Origin of the sequence: Gynuella sunshinyii YC6258 (genome assembly GCF_000940805.1) — a bacterium.
GTDB classification, from domain to species: Bacteria; Pseudomonadota; Gammaproteobacteria; order Pseudomonadales; family Natronospirillaceae; genus Gynuella; species Gynuella sunshinyii.
In genome coordinates, this window is sequence record NZ_CP007142.1 from 4,253,049 (window position 1) to 4,269,238 (window position 16,190).

The following is a 16,190-nucleotide window of genomic DNA, read 5'->3' on the forward strand; positions in this document are numbered from 1 at the left end:
CCACTTATTCTGACTACCCCAGGTCATTGATAGCCTCAGGGTCTGCCACGCAATACAAACATTCAAAAATAATCAGCAGACTCGAAATGCCCAACAGAGGCGTAGCCGTCAATGCCGCGAATGATGGAGAAAACATCGTGTTAGAAGCATATCGAGCCCATGTGGCTGAACGCGCCGAATCAGGCATAGTCCCTAAACCTTTAAATGCTGAACAGGTTGCCGGTTTAATTGAACTACTGAAAAACCCACCTGCTGGAGAAGAAGAATTTCTCGTCGACCTGATCACTAACCGCGTTCCACCGGGTGTTGATGAAGCTGCTTACGTGAAAGCCGGATTCCTGTCTGCTATTGCCAAGGGCGAGGCCTCTTCGCCGTTAATCACAGCAGCCCAGGCCGTTTCCCTGTTAGGGAACATGCATGGCGGCTACAACATCGAAACACTGGTTGAACTGTTGGATAACGCTGAGCTGGCAGCACTCGCGGCCAGCGAGCTGAAACACACTCTGCTGATGTTTGACGCGTTTCATGACGTCAAAGAAAAAGCCGACGCTGGCAATGCGCATGCTAAAGAGGTAATACAGAGCTGGGCAGACGCCGAATGGTTTACCAAACAAGCCAAAGTACCTGAATCCATTAAGGTCACTATCTTTAAGGTCACCGGAGAAACCAATACCGACGACCTGTCGCCGGCCCAGGACGCCTGGTCCCGCCCGGACATCCCATTGCACGCCCTGGCTGCTTATAAAATGCCGCGTGAAGGTCTGAACCCGGATGAACCTGGCGCGGTCGGTCCGATGAAACAAATTGAAGAAATGAAAGCCAAAGGCAATCCCGTTGCCTTCGTGGGCGACGTTGTCGGTACCGGCTCCTCGCGTAAATCAGCCACAAACTCGGTACTTTGGTTCTTCGGAGAAGATATCCCAGGCGTACCTAATAAGCGCAGCGGCGGTATCTGTATCGGTAGCAAAGTAGCCCCTATCTTTTATAACACCATGGAAGATGCCGGTGCTCTGGTATTTGAAGCCCCTGTTGATGACCTGAACATGGGTGACGTTGTGGAAATCCGTCCGTACGAAGGCAAAATCCTGTCTGAAGATGGAAAAGTATTGTCTGAGTTTAAATTGAAATCCGACGTATTACTGGATGAAGTTCAGGCCGGCGGTCGGATCAACCTGATCATAGGCCGAGGACTGACTCAACGTGCTCGCGAAGCGTTGGGATTACCCGTGTCGGACCTGTTCCGTCAGACTGAACAGCCTGTTGATACAGGTAAAGGCTATACCCTGGCCCAGAAAATCGTGGGCAAGGCGTGCGGTGTCGAGGGTGTCCGCCCTGGCACTTATTGTGAACCTAAAATGACCACTGTTGGTTCTCAGGACACAACCGGTCCGATGACTCGTGATGAGTTGAAAGATCTGGCCTGCCTTGGATTCTCTGCTGATCTGGTCATGCAGTCTTTCTGTCACACTGCGGCCTATCCCAAACCCGTAGATATCGATACCCAGCATACCCTGCCGGACTTCATCAAAAACCGTGGTGGTGTTTCCCTGCGTCCGGGAGACGGAATTATCCACAGCTGGCTGAACCGTATGCTGTTGCCTGACACCGTCGGTACCGGTGGCGATTCCCACACCCGTTTCCCCATGGGAATCTCCTTCCCGGCTGGTTCCGGTCTGGTTGCGTTTGCTGCTGCCACCGGTGTTATGCCGTTGGATATGCCAGAGTCCGTACTGGTTCGCTTTAAAGGCGAAATGCAGCCAGGCATCACGCTTCGGGACCTGGTTCACGCCATTCCCTACTATGCAATCCAACAGGGTCTCCTGACGGTCGAGAAAAAAGGTAAGAAGAATATTTTCTCTGGTCGCATTCTGGAAATTGAGGGACTGGACAAACTGACGGTAGAACAAGCGTTTGAATTGTCAGACGCGTCAGCCGAACGTTCTGCAGCAGGCTGTACCATTAAACTCAGTGAAGAATCGGTTATTGAATACCTGAACTCCAACGTCACTATGCTGCGCTGGATGATCTCCAATGGTTATGGTGACGTCCGCACTCTGGAACGCCGCGCCAAAGCCATGGAAGAATGGCTGGCCAATCCAAGCCTGATCAGTGCTGATGCCGATGCTGAGTACTCTGCGGTGATCGAAATCGACCTGGCTGAGATTGATCAGCCGATCGTCTGCGCACCAAATGATCCGGATGATGCCCGTCTGCTGTCAGATGTTGCTGGTGATAAAGTGGATGAAGTATTCATCGGCTCCTGTATGACCAACATCGGGCATTTCCGCGCAGCTGGAAAACTGTTGGATGCTCACAAAGGCAACCTGTCCACCCGCCTCTGGATCTCTCCACCCACAAAAATGGATCAGGCCCAGTTAATGGAAGAAGGGTATTACAACACCTATGCTCGTGCTGGCGCTCGTACTGAAATGCCAGGCTGCTCATTGTGCATGGGTAACCAGGCTCGTGTGGCTCAGGGGTCGACAGTCCTGTCAACTTCAACCCGTAACTTCCCTAACCGTTTGGGTGACGGCGCCAATGTATACCTGACATCTGCCGAACTCGCGTCTGTCGGTGCTATTCTAGGCAAACTACCCACCAAGGAAGAGTATCTGGAGTATGCTAACCGCATTAACTCCATGGCGAGTGATATCTATAAGTATCTGAACTTCGACAAGATGAAAGACTTTGTCGATGCTGCCAACTCCGTTATCGCTACGGACGCGACAGCTGACTGACATGAGTCTGTTTTCCCACTATTTTTAGTGGTTGTCAGGTTAATCTTTATTAAAGCCCTCTTTTTCGAGGGCTTTTTATTGTCCTCTTTTTTCTTCAACATCTGCTATTTTTAAACCAGAATTTTATTCAGCCGATAGGTGGCTAAATCACTAATTGTCTTCTATTACTTAACAGTAATCTTTCATCTGATTTGAGTAACTATGAAAACTCAAGTATTAATCTGCGATGATTCCAGTTTCGCCCGTAAACAAATGATCAAGGCTTTACCTGATGGTTGGGACATTGAAATTCATCAGGCCGGTAATGGAATGGAAGCCATCGAAGCCATTAAAGCAGGAAAAGGCGACATCATGTTTCTTGACCTGACCATGCCGGTTATGGACGGCTATGAGGTACTCGAAACCATCAAAAAAGAGGATCTTCCCAGCATGGTGATCGTTGTCTCAGGTGATATTCAACCCGAGGCCATTGATCGGGTTAAAAAGCTTGGGGCATTGGAGTTCATCAAAAAGCCGATCAGTAAGGAAGTTGCCCAAAAAATCCTGAGCGACTTTGGCATTCTTGCGGGGTAACAAGTATGCATGAGAACTTCGATGAGGTATATCGTGACTGTTTCCAGGAAATTACCAATGTTGCTATGGGACAAGCTGCTGACCTGTTAGCCAGAATCCTAAATGTATTTATCGTACTACCTATTCCAAATGTAAACATCCTGGAAAGCAGCGAATTACATATGGCGCTGTCGGCAATTGACGAAAGCCGCTCAGTATCAGCTGTTTGCCAGGGCTTCATCGGTGGAGGAATCTCCGGTGAAGCATTATTGATTTTCAACGACTCCAGTTTTTCTGATGTCGCCCACCTGAGGCACAACTTTAATAGTGATATCAATGAGAATGTCGAACTGGAGTTATTAATGGATATTTCCAATGTATTAATCGGCGCCTGTCTCAGAGGCATAGCCGATCAACTGGATTTAAAGTTCAGCCAGGGCCATCCAAAAGTTTTAGGCAGGCATGTCAATGTTGAACAACTCATTAAAACCAATGCCCAACGGTGGAAAAAGACTTTGGCTATCGAAGTGAATTACACAATTGAAGAACACGATGTTAACTGTGACCTGTTGCTTTTGTTTACCGAGGATTCATTTGAAACTTTGAAAACAAAAGCAGACTACCTACTAGAATAAATTATGTCTGATAATAGCGTCCGCGAATTTCACTGGATCATGGATATGATCCAAAACATTGATGTCGGACTTGTTGTCCTCGACAAGGAGTATCGTATTGAGGCCTGGAATGGTTTTATGGAAAACCATTCAGGCGTTGTATCGACTCAAATTAAGGGTAAGAACTTGTTTACTGCTTTCCCTGATATTGACGAGGAATGGTTCCGGGATAAAGCTGATACGGTCTTTCAACTGAAGAACAGAGCATTTACCACCTGGGAACAGCGCCCTTACCTGTTCAAGTTTAAAAACTACCAACCAATTACCGGCACTGCCGAGTACATGTTTCAGAACACCACATTGCTGCCTCTGACTTCAGCCACTGGTGAGGTGGAACACATTTCCATGCTGATATACGACGTCACTGACGTTGCCGTCAATCGCGAACAACTGAAGTCAGCCAACCGACAATTAAAAACCCTGAGCCGCAGTGATCGACTGACAGGTTTATATAATCGGGGCTACTGGGAAGAACTGATGCGTATGGAATTTTTGCGTGCCAGACGGTCACAAACAGTTTCGACGTTAATGATTCTGGACATCGACCATTTTAAAAATGTCAATGATGTCTATGGTCATCAGGTTGGCGATCAAGTCATTCGACTACTGGCCAATAGCATATCTTCCAGCCAAAGAGTCACTGATATCTCTGGCCGTTACGGTGGCGAAGAGTTTGTGGTCATACTGGTTGATACTGATCCCAAACACGCCATGATTTCAGCAGAACGTTTGCGTCAGAAAGTAGAATCATTGAGCCTGAGTACTGCACAAGGCGAACTCACATTTACCATCAGTATTGGTTTGTGCGGTTATCGACCAGAGTTCGAGAGTCACGAAGAATGGATTGTTGAAGCTGATAAGGCACTCTACGAGTCCAAGCACAATGGTCGTAACCAGACGACCATTGCAGGGTAATTTTACATTTTCAATGTGGTCTGCGCGCAATCACACCAATGTAGCGAGCCAGGGAACGATACGGTTCCCGCTCACACACCTTTAATTCTGCATCCAGAATTGCTTTTTCAATTTTCGGATTCTGTTTATTTACGTGAGGGTACAAGTAGTCACTGAAACTGCGGACCCCAAACCAGTTGTCGACCATCATATTTTCTGCCGTTAAAAAATCAAAAACCTGATCCTTGTCCAGCGGGTTAATTGGGGTTAATCCTCGGGCATCACCCGCCATTTCTTCTGAGAAAGCTTTACGGAAATTTCCCTTAATCAGGTTTTTAAAAATGATCGAATCACGATTATAGAAAGTCAGCAACAGATATCCACCTGGTTTGACGGAGTCGCAGAGTATCTTCAACCCCTGCCAGGGATCTGCCAACCATTCCAACACCGCCTGACAATGAACCAGGTCATATGGAGTATCGATCAAATCCTGAAAACGGCCATTACGAACAGTAATCTTGTCGAGGTACTGCGGATAATCGTTCAGCCGTTCCTGCATCATGGCGGCCATATTCTCAGAAAGGTCAATGTAATCCACAACCGCCCCCTGCGAGGCGAAATACAGGCTCATCTCACCAAATCCACCACCGACATCCGCCACCATCGGCATCAATATCTCGGGAAAAGGATCGATTCTTTGCAAGCGGTCAAGAATGACAGCCCGACGAATTCGGCCTTTCAGAGAATCGAAGATATTGGCCTTAAAACGATCCACTAACGGATCAAAATTCACATCCTGCATTCAGCGAAATTCCAAATAATGCATAGAGGGCTCTGAAACACAGAGGACATTTTGTACCACCCTGAAAAAACCGCACGGCGAATATCTCTGGGTATTAACAGGAGTAGCAGAGAACACTCCCCAGGAACGGGTCCAGTACTAAAAAAGTCATATAAAAGGTTCCGTAGTAAAGATCTACTACCCACAGGTTAATAAACGAAGCTAGTCTGCGACTTCCTAATAACAATGAGAAGGAGAGAGGCATGGCCAAAATTCTATTTATTGTCGGCGATTTTGTCGAAGATTACGAACTGATGGTGCCATTTCAGGCTCTTCAGGCCATGGGATTCGTTTGCGATGCAGTATGCCCAGACAAACAAACTGGAGACTCCATCGCCACGGCTATTCACGATTTTGAGGGGGATCAGACATACACTGAAAAACGAGGCCATAATTTTACCCTGAACCAAAGCTTTGCCGATATCGACCCCCACGAATACGACGGCCTGATGATTCCCGGCGGACGCGCTCCCGAATACCTTCGCCTGAACGATAGAGTTATTGCGCTGGTAAGAGCGTTTGTCGAGCAGCAAAAACCAATAGGCGCTATCTGTCATGGCGCGCAATTGCTGGCTGCAGCTGAAGTGATCCGATCAAAACGTATCTCTGCTTACCCGGCCTGCGCCCCGGAAGTGAAACTGGCCGGTGGAGAATATATGGAGTTAGCCATGGATCAGGCGATCACTGATGGCCAGTTTGTTACCGCTCCAGCATGGCCGGCGAATGCAGAGTGGGTCAAACAGTTTGCCGCCCTGTTCTAACGGCGTAACAGGTAAGTCGTACAGGCAACCCGTAACAGCGAGGTGAAATTCACAACTTCACCTCTGCGCTGCAAACATTCATCGTATAGTCGGGTAATAAACTGACCGATCGACACTCCCTCGCGCAACGCCATTTCTTCAAGTATTGACCAGAAACGATTTTCCAATGACAGACTGGTCACATGACCATGTAGCCTTAGAGATCTGGACGTTTTGCGATAGACCGCTTCATCCACACCGGTATAGATATCACACATACCCACCCTCTGATTATTTTACTGATTGGGAGTAATGGTTCACCGGAAAACAGGATAAAAGCATCTGTGGCACGATGCACTGGAGACGTGGTTATAACAAAACCAAAAACAGAGAGCCGGAGGAATAACCCTCCGGCTCGGTATGACTCAGCCAACCCACTGACGGGCATTACGGAACATCCGCATCCACGGACCGTCTTCCTGCCAGTCGTCCGGATACCATGAATTGGTGATAGCGCGGGATACCCGCTCAGGATGTGGCATCATAATGGTCACGCGACCATCAGCACTGGTCAGACCGGTAATGCCTAGCGGCGAACCATTGGGGTTTAAAGGATAAGCCGTCGTGGTCTGACCGCGATTATCCACGTACCTGACCGCCACATGACCACTGCGATTGGCTTTTTCCAAAGCGCCCTGACTGGGATACTCGGCCCGCCCTTCGCCATGTGCCACAGCAACGGGCATTCTGGCGCGCTTCATACCTTTGAAAAATAGCGACGGCGATTCCTGAATCTCAACCATCACCGTACGGGCCTCGAACTGCTCAGATTCATTGCGAACAAAATGAGGCCAGTTTTCAGTACCTGGAATGATGTCACGCAGATTACTCAGCATCTGACAACCATTACAAACACCCAATGTAAACGTGTCAGGCCGTTCGAAAAAGCTCTGCAATTCTTTGCGGGCTGTTTCATTGAACAATATGGACTTGGCCCAACCCTCACCCGCTCCGAGTACATCACCATAGGAAAAACCGCCACAGGCGACGAGACCTTTAAAGTTCTCCAGCGTGACGCGACCACTGATGATATCGCTCATGTGCACATCCACAGGATTGAACCCGGCACGATAAAACGCCGCCGCCATCTCCAAATGTCCATTCACACCCTGTTCTCGAAAAATAGCGACATTCGGGCGATCTTTCAGATTCCGGGTGGTATCTTCATTAAGGTTGAACGGCACAGATACATGCAGCCCTGGATCAGAAGCGTCCAGCCAGCGATCAAACTCCTGTCGGGCACAATCGCTGTTATCGCGAATGGCCTGCATCTGATATGAGGTCTCCCACCACCAGCGCAGATTCTGGGTCCGGGTATGGGCCAGCACCTCTTCCTCACCCACCTGGAAGCGCAGATGATCATCCTCGTTCAGGTGACCAATGAGCTGCACACAATCAGACAGGCCGCGTTGCCCAAACTCCGCCAGTACACTTTCAGTTTCGTGGCCAGGTACCTGAATGACTGCACCCAATTCCTCTGAAAATAACACGGCTGCCAGATCAGAGCGCTGCGAACACAACCCCGCCAGCTGAATGTCCACCCCGGTACGGCCAGCAAACGCCATTTCCGCAATCGTGACAAACAGTCCACCGTCGGAACGGTCGTGGTACGCCAGTATTTTCCGCTGTTCCAACAGACTTTGGATGGCTTCAAAAAAATTCTTCAGATCTTCCGGTCGATCCACATCCGGAGCGGTGGCACCGATTTTCTTGTAGACCTGAGCCAGACATGAACCACCAAGGCGATTCTGTCCCCGTCCCAGATCAATCAATAACAGATCCGTATCACCTTTGTCGGTCCGTAATTGCGGTGTCACGGTCTTTCTGACATCCAGTACCGGCGCAACGCCGGTAATGATCAGAGACAATGGTGAAGTAACTGATTTGTCCTTGTCATCCTCCTGCCATACGGTTTTCATTGACATGGAGTCTTTACCGACCGGGATAGTCAATCCCAGTGCCGGGCACAGTTCCATGCCAACAGCTTCAACCGTACGGAATAATGCTTCATCCTGACCGGGTTGCCCGGCTGCTGCCATCCAGTTGGCAGACAGTTTGATATCCGATAACTCACCTATGCGGGCAGCTGCCAGGTTAGTTATCGTCTCAGCCACTGCCAAACGTCCGCTGGCTGGCGCATTGATCACCGCAACCGGAGTACGCTCTCCCATTGCCATGGCTTCACCCGTTGTACTGTTCAACGTGGTGGTGGTAACCGCCACATCAGCGACCGGAATCTGCCAGGGACCAACCATTTGATCACGGGCAATCATACCGGTAATAGAGCGGTCACCAATGGTAATTAGAAAGCTCTTACTCGCCACCGCCGGAAATTTCAATACCCGCTCTGTCGCTTCCTGCAGATCAATTTTCTCTGCACTGAATTCCTGATGCTGCACCTCAACAGGGATAAAACTCCGATGCATTCTGGGTGGTTTACCCAGCAGAATATCAAGCGGTAATTCAACCGGGCAGTTATCAAAGTGCCGGTCACTGACGATCAACGTTTTTTCTTCAGTCGCCTCGCCAATGACGGCATAAGGTGCGCGTTCACGCAGACAAATCCCTTCAAACTCACTCAATCGCCCAGCCGGAACCGCCAGCACATAACGTTCCTGCGACTCATTACACCAGACCGCCAGCGGCGACATGCCTGGTTCATCATTGGGGATATCGCGAAGCTCGAATCGACCACCACGCCCACCATCATTTACCAGTTCCGGAAATGCATTGGATAGCCCGCCGGCACCCACATCGTGGATGAACGCAATAGGATTTTGCTCGCCCAACGCCCAACAAGTGTCGATCACTTCCTGACAACGTCGCTCCATTTCAGCGTTATCACGTTGAACCGACGCAAAATCAAGGTCTTCATTACCCTGCCCGGAACGCATTGAAGAAGCAGCACCACCGCCCAGACCGATTTCCATCGCCGGACCGCCAAGCACGATCAGCTTCGCACCCACTGGAATGTCATCCCAGGCTTTCTCAACGTGTTCCGCTTTGATATTGCCAAGACCGCCGGCAATCATGATCGGTTTGTGATAACCCCAGACCTGGTCGCCTTCTACGCCCGGAGCAAGCATTTCAAAGGTACGGAAATATCCAAGCAAATTGGGCCGCCCGAATTCGTTGTTGAACGCCGCACCACCGAGGGGGCCGTCCAACATGATTTCCCGGGCAGACACGATCCTGCTCGGCTTGCCATATTTACTTTCCCAGGGCTGGATATAACCGGGGATACGCAGATTGGACACCGTAAAACCGGTAAGACCTGCCTTGGGTTTGGAGCCTTGACCGGTGGCACCTTCATCGCGAATTTCGCCGCCTGCTCCGGTAGCCGCACCCGCCCATGGGGAAATAGCGGTCGGATGATTATGGGTCTCCACTTTCATCAATATGTGGACGTTCTCAGCATGATAACCATATTGATGAGAGGTTGGATTGGCGTAGAAACGCTCTGCGTTAAAACCTTCTATGACGGCGGCATTGTCTTTATAGGCGCTGAGAACCTTATCACCGGCTTTTTCATAGGTATTCTTGATCATCTTGAACAGAGACAGAGACTGCTGTTCGCCATCTATATCCCAGCTTGCGTTGAAAATCTTGTGACGGCAGTGCTCCGAGTTTGCCTGGGCAAACATCATCAGTTCCACATCGGTCGGATTACGTTTCAGTTGCTGAAAACTGCTGACCAGATAATCAATCTCATCGTCAGCCAATGCCAGGCCTAACCGGCCATTTGCTTCCACCAGGGCATCATGTCCCTGCGCAATGACATCCACGGTTGTGAACGGCGCGGGTTCCGCAACGCCGAACAGCACATCCGCCTGTTCCATATGACCCAGAACCGCCTGAGTCATGCGATCATGCAATACCGCATACACATCATTCAGAGCCGCTTCAGACAAGGGCTGCTCGGAACGAATGTCATAGGCAATACCACGCTCCAGGCGACTGATCACGGTCAGACCACAGTTGTGGGCGATATCAGTGGCCTTGCTGCTCCAGGGGGAAATCGTCCCGGGTCTCGGTGTTACCAATGCCAGAGTGCCGTGAAAAGTCTCTTTTTCCACTCTGGGACCATATTTGAGAATCCGACTCAGAATCTGTTGATCAGACTCGCTCAACGCTTCATCTGAGGTGTAAAAATGTACAAACTCCGCATATACATCAGCAACATCAGCCACATTCTGAAGATCAGACAGCAGTCGTTGACGTTTAAAGGGAGATAACGCAGGGGCACCGGGCAATATTTGCATAGCGACGAGGGTCCTGTTTTTGATCCATTAGGGGTGGGATTCGAATGGGCGCGTATCATACTCGAATGACAACAAATCTGTTAACCCCAATTTAGTCATCACAGTGAATATGGGCTATGTCTTGTCAGTCAGTCTGATAATAGTGGTTTTGCCTGACGGCCCGAACGGATAAAATGCTGCCAAGATTGTCAACTCTGCTGGGAGCACCCGACTGTTCAATCACCTCATCCACCCGTCCAGACGCACTGTCATGAAGCGCCTGTCAATGCTGCTCATTGTGTTATTGGCTGCCTGGGTGATCGTTCGTGGTATCCAGTATAAAAGTCAACTGCAGCGTATTCAGGAAGCCGGCGTACTGACCGTGGTGTCCCGGTTGGGCCCAAATACCTTTGACATGAATGGCGACCGACTCGATGGCTTTGAGTATTCTCTGATTCGTCAATTTACCGACTACCTCAACGTTGAACTGAAAATACTCTCTGAGAACGATAACGCCGGCACTTATCGGGCTATCGATACTGGCATCGCCGATCTGGCTGCCGCCGGACTGACATTGTTCAAAAATGACCGCAAAGCCTACTATTTTTCAACCCCCTATTTCGAAGTCACCACCCAATTGATTTATCAGGGCGACAAGCCGGCATCACTACTGGATTACAACGGCAAACGCATTCAGGTAATTGCCGGCTCAGCCGGTGAGCGCTACTTGATTCAAGCCCGGCAGGACATGAAAGATCTGACCTGGGAGGCGATTTCCGGCAACAGTGTTGAACTGTTTGAAAATCTCGAATCCGGTGAAGCCGACTGGGCTCTGATGGATTCCATTGATTATGAAGCCAACTCAGTATTTTTTCCGGAAGCCAGAGTGGCATTTGACCTGCACGATCCGACGGCGGTGGTCTGGGTTTCCAAAAATACCGGTGATTCTTCCCTGATTGAGGCTGTTAATGCATTTTTCGCCAGCGAGCAACAAAACGGAGAGCTGAAAAAGCTCAAGGAACGCTACTTTGGAGCCCATCATCAACTGGATTTTGTAGGTATGAATGTCATCAACCGCCATATGCAAGGGCGTCTGCCAATCTATCAAAAAGCATTTAAAGCCGCTGCCGAAGAAACCGGACTTGACTGGCGTCTGCTGGCGGCTATTGGTTATCAGGAGTCTCACTGGCGCAGCCGTGCAGTGTCCCCGACCGGTGTCAAGGGGCTCATGATGCTGACTCTCGACACCGCCCGCGACATGGGCGTGAAAAACCGTCTGAACGCCGAACAAAGCATAAGCGGCGGCGCAAAATATTTTGTTCGCATGTTAAAAACCATCCCGGAGCGGATACAGGAACCAGACCGGACCTGGCTGGCGCTGGCCGCCTATAACATTGGATACGGTCATCTGGAAGATGCGAGGAAAATCACCCAAAGTACCGGCCGAGATCCGGACAGCTGGCTGGATGTTAAGGATTACCTGCCACTACTGGAGAAACCGGAAATCTATAAATATACCGCCCACGGTAAAGCACGTGGTCGAGAACCTGTGGTTTACGTACAAAACATCCGGCGCTATTACGACATTCTGAAATGGAATTTCCCGGAACCGGGAGAACAGCTCGAAGTACCGGACAGTCTGACTGAGCTGCCGGAGATTAAAGTGACAATTCCGCCGACACTATAGGCCGGCGGAATTAAAGGCTATTAACGACGACGGAAACAGGACAACAGCGGAAACAGTACAGCCAGCCATATCGGGCTCAATGCCCCGCTGAAAATACTTGATGCACCGCCACCATCACCTCCAGAACTAGATGATGCCACAATGGATGGTGATACATTTCCGTTCAAAACATCACTGATCCAATCGGTAGCCACACTGACCCGGCCATAAACGCCGGGAAAATAAGGATCACCGCAGCCGATATCGTTTCCTTTTTCACCTTCATCACCAAAACTGACGGTACCCACCAGAACATACCCACCGCCGGACGACTTGACTAAAGGCCCACCACTATCACCCTGACAGGAGTCACCCACGATGGAGTACGGAGTGCCTCCGTAGGTATAGGTGTCCGCATCACCAATCGCACATACCATGTTATCTAATATGTTGATGACTCCAGAGTAGTAAGAAATACACAAAGAATTGGATATGGTCTTCAATTCAACGATTTGAAGAGTATCCGGATAACTAACATCAGCTGTCGTCTGCTCATTATGCAGATCCACAGGATTCATATCTCCCCAGCCAAGTGTCCAGACTGTATCGCTGTTTCCCACTGACCCCAATTCAATAGGAGTCTGCGCACTGGCTTCATCCAACTCCAGAATGGCAAAATCATACTTCATGGTATTGGATGAAAAATTCGGATTAAGGTATATCTTACTGACGGTTCGTATTTCGTTGTCATCATTATCAAATGGTGTCAGATCACCAATATTCAGCAGCATATTGGCAACACCAGACGAACTCATCTGATTTACACAATGCGCCGCGGTCAATACATATTTCGAACTGATCAGGCTGCCGCCACAAAACTGACTATAGTAACCATTGCCGACATATTTCATCACCGCCGTCACAAACGGCCACTCTCCAGTAGCATCGTCACCGGCGATAATTCTGCTTTGCGCCATGGCATTGCACGTCAACAAACCTGCGGTCAAAGTGAACGCGACTACAATCAGCTTAGTTAATAGTTTTCCCATGACCCATCAGCCTCGTGCCAGTTGAAAATAAAATCGGATTGGTTAGCGACGTAAACGCCTGATCCAATTGAAATGATAAAGCCACCAAATGCGGCATCGCACGACAATTATCGGAACGGATACGGCTAAATGTCAGCTGCTCATCAGTAATCGAATATTCAAGATCAGAGCTATCTGTACAGCCATTGGACATCACTTCAATTATGAAATGATCTCCTTCCCAACGAGGGTTAAACACATTAAGCGAGGAGGTTTCGGTTTTATTGTTCTGCGCCATTGCATTGCACCCTGACAAGATGAAAGAGCAGGTCAGCAATATGGCCAAAGTCATTCTGAACATTGTTTTATCCATATTCACTTGAGTATCGTGAAAAATCATAGTCAATCAGATGGAATATGTCCCACTCCAATTTGACCACATGGATAATATCATTCAGCAGTGGTATAGGCTTGTTAAAGTTTTTGACGAATTAAGAAAAAAATAAGGAGGTTACCAAGAAACAAGTTCTCTCATTCGTCAAAGTCAGGATGCCTGGCCATCGGATCGTCAGGGTCATCCATGATGCGTTCAATACGAATGGATACCCGTCGGTTTTTTGCACGACCTGCAGCGGTTGCGTTGCTGGCCACTGGGTAACGTTCGCCGTGATAATTCAAAATCATCATACCGACATCAATGTTACGGGACATCAGATACTGTTGAACCAGGTCAGCCCGTTTTTCTGATAACCGCCGATTCTCATAACGGGAGCCACGATCATCCGTATGACCGTCGATATAAATGTTGATTACCCGGGTATCGGTCAGAATGTAAGTAGCAATCTTGTTCAACAGCCGCTTGTCTGCGGCATCCAGTTCATCCTGACCATTGTCAAAATAAATATTGGTACGTTTAATCTGATCATAGTTCACCGGCAGCAACCCGGAAACACATGCCAGATATTGTTCGTAATAAGGTTTGAACTGAGCAGGAGAAAGACGCACCCGGATGCGGTCACTGAGATAAATTGCCTGTCTGGTGAACGTCGGTGCCATGCCATCCAGCAATTCTGCCATCATACGGTCAGAACGAATGGACTCAACCACAACCGGATAACGGGTGTCCCGAACTCTCACGTAGCCAAGATCCGAAGTCAGGGCATTGGCTTTCCAGTCGGGTGCTTCAACCACCAATGCGGCCTTGCCTTCGCGCATTTGGTTGTGATCGGTCTCCAGGTAAAACAACAGGTCTTCACCAGCTTCACGAAAGAACACCCCCGAGCCATATAAAGGTATGTTCTGCCGAAAGAGGCAACCAAACGGTGAAGAGACGAGCTTCCACTCGGTGTCATTCAGGCCAGTCGTAAAAGTAATGGTTTGACCTTGTACGGCAAGGATCAAACCAAGAAAGAAGAATAAAATGCGTTGATAATTGGCCATAAGCACGCGCTCAAGGAAGAATTCTGGTAACTTGCTACCAGTCTATGTCGGTATTTTTGCCTGAATCTTTAATCCTCTTTACCATGTGCCAGGATTGACAGGTGTCTTGTCAGCGCAAATTGCAGTGGTTAACTGCTCAAAAAAACCGATAATTGATGGTCTGAATATGGCGACCAGCAGATTCAGGACTGCAAGGCATCACCGAATATTGAAACTGTGTCCCGGACCAGATTCCGGAACGCTTACTGACAATAGGAAATACTGAGTGTCTGAACAAAAACCATCCACACCGATGAACCAACGCTTCCGTGGCTTCTATCCAGTCGTCATTGATGTTGAAACCGCCGGATTCAACGATCAAACCGATGCGTTACTCGAAATCGCTGCGGTTACCCTGAAAGTGGATCAAAACGGTTGGCTGGTACCCGATCAATCGATAGCCTTCGAAATCGAACCATTTGAAGGGGCCAATATTGAAGAGTCCTCGCTGCAGTTTACCGGTATCGATCCATTTAACCCGTTCCGCGATGCCGTCTCAGAGCAAAAAGCCCTGAATGACATCTTCCAGTTGGTCCGCAAAGGTATCAAAAACACCCATTGCAACCGGGCGATCGTCGTGGCCCACAATGCCCACTTCGACCATGGATTCCTGAAAGCAGCTGTCGAGCGCTGCGAAATCAAACGCGATCCGTTCCATCCTTTTTCCAGTTTTGATACGGCTTCACTGTCCGGCCTTGCTTTTGGTCAGACGGTTCTGGCCAAAGCCTGTAAATCTGCCGGTATCGAGTTTGATAATCACGAAGCCCATAGCGCACTGTACGACACTCAGAAAACCGCTGAATTATTCTGTGCGATTGTGAACAAATGGAAATCCATGGGTGGATGGCCACCCGCAGAACAAGTTCCGAAGGCAGGTAACGATGAATGTGATCATTGATTTATGCGTCATTCCCATGGGCACGACGGCGTCTGTTTCTGGATATATCGCAGAATGCCAGAGAGTCCTGGAAGGCACCGGTTTGAGCTATACCATGCATTCTTATGGCACTAATATCGAAGGTGAATGGGATGAAGTCATGGCGGCTGTCAAAGCCTGTCATGAAGCAGTACATAAAATGGGAGCCCCGAGAATTTCATCAACCCTCAAGATTGGCACCCGGACAGACAAATCACAGACCATGCAGGACAAAATCGATGTGGTCAATGAACTGCTGAATTCCTGAACGACCGTGCAGAGAAGTATCGAACAGCATCGATACCGGAGAAACAGGCAAAATAAAAGGGGCTGATTGCCCCTTTTGAAAATGGAATACTTA

Annotated in this window: 14 protein-coding genes; 8 read left to right on the forward strand and 6 right to left on the reverse strand. The window is 49.1% G+C overall.

Features of this window, described 5'->3' with window-relative positions; all coding sequences use genetic code 11:
- The first annotated feature begins 137 nt into the window (after positions 1 to 137).
- From acnB to YC6258_RS17685, 4 genes are all read left to right on the forward strand, one after another.
- On the forward strand, positions 138 to 2,738 hold the full coding sequence (gene acnB, locus YC6258_RS17670; protein ID WP_211264732.1) for a bifunctional aconitate hydratase 2/2-methylisocitrate dehydratase: 2,601 nt from the start codon (positions 138 to 140) through the stop codon (positions 2,736 to 2,738).
- A 201-nt stretch (positions 2,739 to 2,939) separates the two neighbouring features.
- The gene (locus tag YC6258_RS31015) at positions 2,940 to 3,311 is read left to right on the forward strand and encodes a response regulator (RefSeq protein ID WP_044618106.1); all 372 of its coding nucleotides are present in this window, start codon (positions 2,940 to 2,942) and stop codon (positions 3,309 to 3,311) included.
- Between the two features lie 5 nt (positions 3,312 to 3,316).
- Positions 3,317 to 3,925 carry a hypothetical protein gene (locus YC6258_RS31020; RefSeq protein WP_044618107.1) on the forward strand — a complete coding sequence of 203 codons (609 nt, stop codon included), beginning with the start codon at positions 3,317 to 3,319 and terminating at the stop codon, positions 3,923 to 3,925.
- Positions 3,926 to 3,928: 3 nt separating this feature from the next.
- On the forward strand, positions 3,929 to 4,879 hold the full coding sequence (locus YC6258_RS17685; protein ID WP_044618108.1) for a GGDEF domain-containing protein: 951 nt from the start codon (positions 3,929 to 3,931) through the stop codon (positions 4,877 to 4,879).
- A 10-nt stretch (positions 4,880 to 4,889) separates the two neighbouring features.
- Here YC6258_RS17685 and YC6258_RS17690 read toward each other — a convergent pair whose 3' ends face one another.
- Positions 4,890 to 5,660 (reverse strand): methyltransferase domain-containing protein, encoded by a 771-nt coding sequence (locus YC6258_RS17690; RefSeq protein ID WP_044618109.1) that lies wholly within the window; start codon positions 5,658 to 5,660, stop codon positions 4,890 to 4,892.
- 242 nt (positions 5,661 to 5,902) lie between these two features.
- On the opposite strand from YC6258_RS17690, the gene YC6258_RS17695 reads away from it, so the two are divergent.
- The gene (locus tag YC6258_RS17695; RefSeq protein ID WP_044618110.1) at positions 5,903 to 6,460 is read left to right on the forward strand and encodes a DJ-1/PfpI family protein; all 558 of its coding nucleotides are present in this window, start codon (positions 5,903 to 5,905) and stop codon (positions 6,458 to 6,460) included.
- On the opposite strand, the gene YC6258_RS17700 is transcribed toward YC6258_RS17695, so the two are convergent.
- Together YC6258_RS17700 and purL are read right to left on the reverse strand one after the other, a co-directional pair.
- A complete protein-coding gene (locus YC6258_RS17700; RefSeq protein ID WP_044618111.1) occupies positions 6,457 to 6,717 on the reverse strand; it encodes a ribbon-helix-helix domain-containing protein in 261 nt (86 codons plus the stop codon). The genes YC6258_RS17695 and YC6258_RS17700 overlap by 4 nt on opposite strands.
- 147 nt (positions 6,718 to 6,864) lie before the next feature.
- Positions 6,865 to 10,761, reverse strand: coding sequence for a phosphoribosylformylglycinamidine synthase (gene purL, locus YC6258_RS17705; protein ID WP_044618112.1), 3,897 nt, complete (start codon positions 10,759 to 10,761; stop codon positions 6,865 to 6,867).
- 250 nt (positions 10,762 to 11,011) lie between these two features.
- On the opposite strand from purL, the gene mltF reads away from it, so the two are divergent.
- Positions 11,012 to 12,427 (forward strand): membrane-bound lytic murein transglycosylase MltF, encoded by a 1,416-nt coding sequence (mltF, locus tag YC6258_RS17710; RefSeq protein ID WP_044618113.1) that lies wholly within the window; start codon positions 11,012 to 11,014, stop codon positions 12,425 to 12,427.
- A gap of 20 nt (positions 12,428 to 12,447) precedes the next feature.
- On the opposite strand, the gene YC6258_RS17715 is transcribed toward mltF, so the two are convergent.
- The 3 genes from YC6258_RS17715 to YC6258_RS17725 form a co-directional block, all read right to left on the reverse strand.
- A complete protein-coding gene (locus tag YC6258_RS17715) occupies positions 12,448 to 13,455 on the reverse strand; it encodes a S1 family serine peptidase (RefSeq protein ID WP_044618114.1) in 1,008 nt (335 codons plus the stop codon).
- Complete coding sequence (locus YC6258_RS17720; protein ID WP_144407684.1) at positions 13,436 to 13,795, reverse strand: hypothetical protein; 360 nt, start codon at positions 13,793 to 13,795, stop codon at positions 13,436 to 13,438. The genes YC6258_RS17715 and YC6258_RS17720 overlap by 20 nt, the downstream gene beginning before the upstream one ends.
- 170 nt (positions 13,796 to 13,965) lie before the next feature.
- Entirely contained in the window at positions 13,966 to 14,874 is a 909-nt protein-coding gene (locus tag YC6258_RS17725; protein WP_052830387.1) for a flagellar protein MotY, read from the reverse strand.
- Between the two features lie 292 nt (positions 14,875 to 15,166).
- Here YC6258_RS17725 and rnt point away from each other — a divergent pair, with 292 nt between their 5' ends.
- On the forward strand, positions 15,167 to 15,811 hold the full coding sequence (gene rnt / locus YC6258_RS17730; RefSeq protein WP_044620165.1) for a ribonuclease T: 645 nt from the start codon (positions 15,167 to 15,169) through the stop codon (positions 15,809 to 15,811).
- On the forward strand, positions 15,795 to 16,097 hold the full coding sequence (locus YC6258_RS17735) for an MTH1187 family thiamine-binding protein (RefSeq protein WP_044618116.1): 303 nt from the start codon (positions 15,795 to 15,797) through the stop codon (positions 16,095 to 16,097). The genes rnt and YC6258_RS17735 overlap by 17 nt, the downstream gene beginning before the upstream one ends.
- Positions 16,098 to 16,190: the final 93 nt, after the last annotated feature.

Excerpts from the sequence above, each read along its gene's own strand:
- YC6258_RS31015 (WP_044618106.1), top strand. The coding sequence starts at position 2,940 with ATGAAAACTCAAGTATTAATCTGCGATGATTCCAGTTTCGCCCGTAAA.
- YC6258_RS31020 (WP_044618107.1), top strand. The coding sequence starts at position 3,317 with ATGCATGAGAACTTCGATGAGGTATATCGTGACTGTTTCCAGGAAATT.
- YC6258_RS17685 (WP_044618108.1), top strand. The coding sequence starts at position 3,929 with ATGTCTGATAATAGCGTCCGCGAATTTCACTGGATCATGGATATGATC.
- YC6258_RS17690 (WP_044618109.1), bottom strand. The coding sequence starts at position 5,660 with ATGCAGGATGTGAATTTTGATCCGTTAGTGGATCGTTTTAAGGCCAAT.
- YC6258_RS17695 (WP_044618110.1), top strand. The coding sequence starts at position 5,903 with ATGGCCAAAATTCTATTTATTGTCGGCGATTTTGTCGAAGATTACGAA.
- YC6258_RS17700 (WP_044618111.1), bottom strand. The coding sequence starts at position 6,717 with ATGTGTGATATCTATACCGGTGTGGATGAAGCGGTCTATCGCAAAACG.
- purL (WP_044618112.1), bottom strand. The coding sequence starts at position 10,761 with ATGCAAATATTGCCCGGTGCCCCTGCGTTATCTCCCTTTAAACGTCAA.
- mltF (WP_044618113.1), top strand. The coding sequence starts at position 11,012 with ATGAAGCGCCTGTCAATGCTGCTCATTGTGTTATTGGCTGCCTGGGTG.
- YC6258_RS17715 (WP_044618114.1), bottom strand. The coding sequence starts at position 13,455 with ATGGGAAAACTATTAACTAAGCTGATTGTAGTCGCGTTCACTTTGACC.
- YC6258_RS17720 (WP_144407684.1), bottom strand. The coding sequence starts at position 13,795 with ATGTTCAGAATGACTTTGGCCATATTGCTGACCTGCTCTTTCATCTTG.
- YC6258_RS17725 (WP_052830387.1), bottom strand. The coding sequence starts at position 14,874 with ATGGCCAATTATCAACGCATTTTATTCTTCTTTCTTGGTTTGATCCTT.
- rnt (WP_044620165.1), top strand. The coding sequence starts at position 15,167 with ATGAACCAACGCTTCCGTGGCTTCTATCCAGTCGTCATTGATGTTGAA.
- YC6258_RS17735 (WP_044618116.1), top strand. The coding sequence starts at position 15,795 with ATGAATGTGATCATTGATTTATGCGTCATTCCCATGGGCACGACGGCG.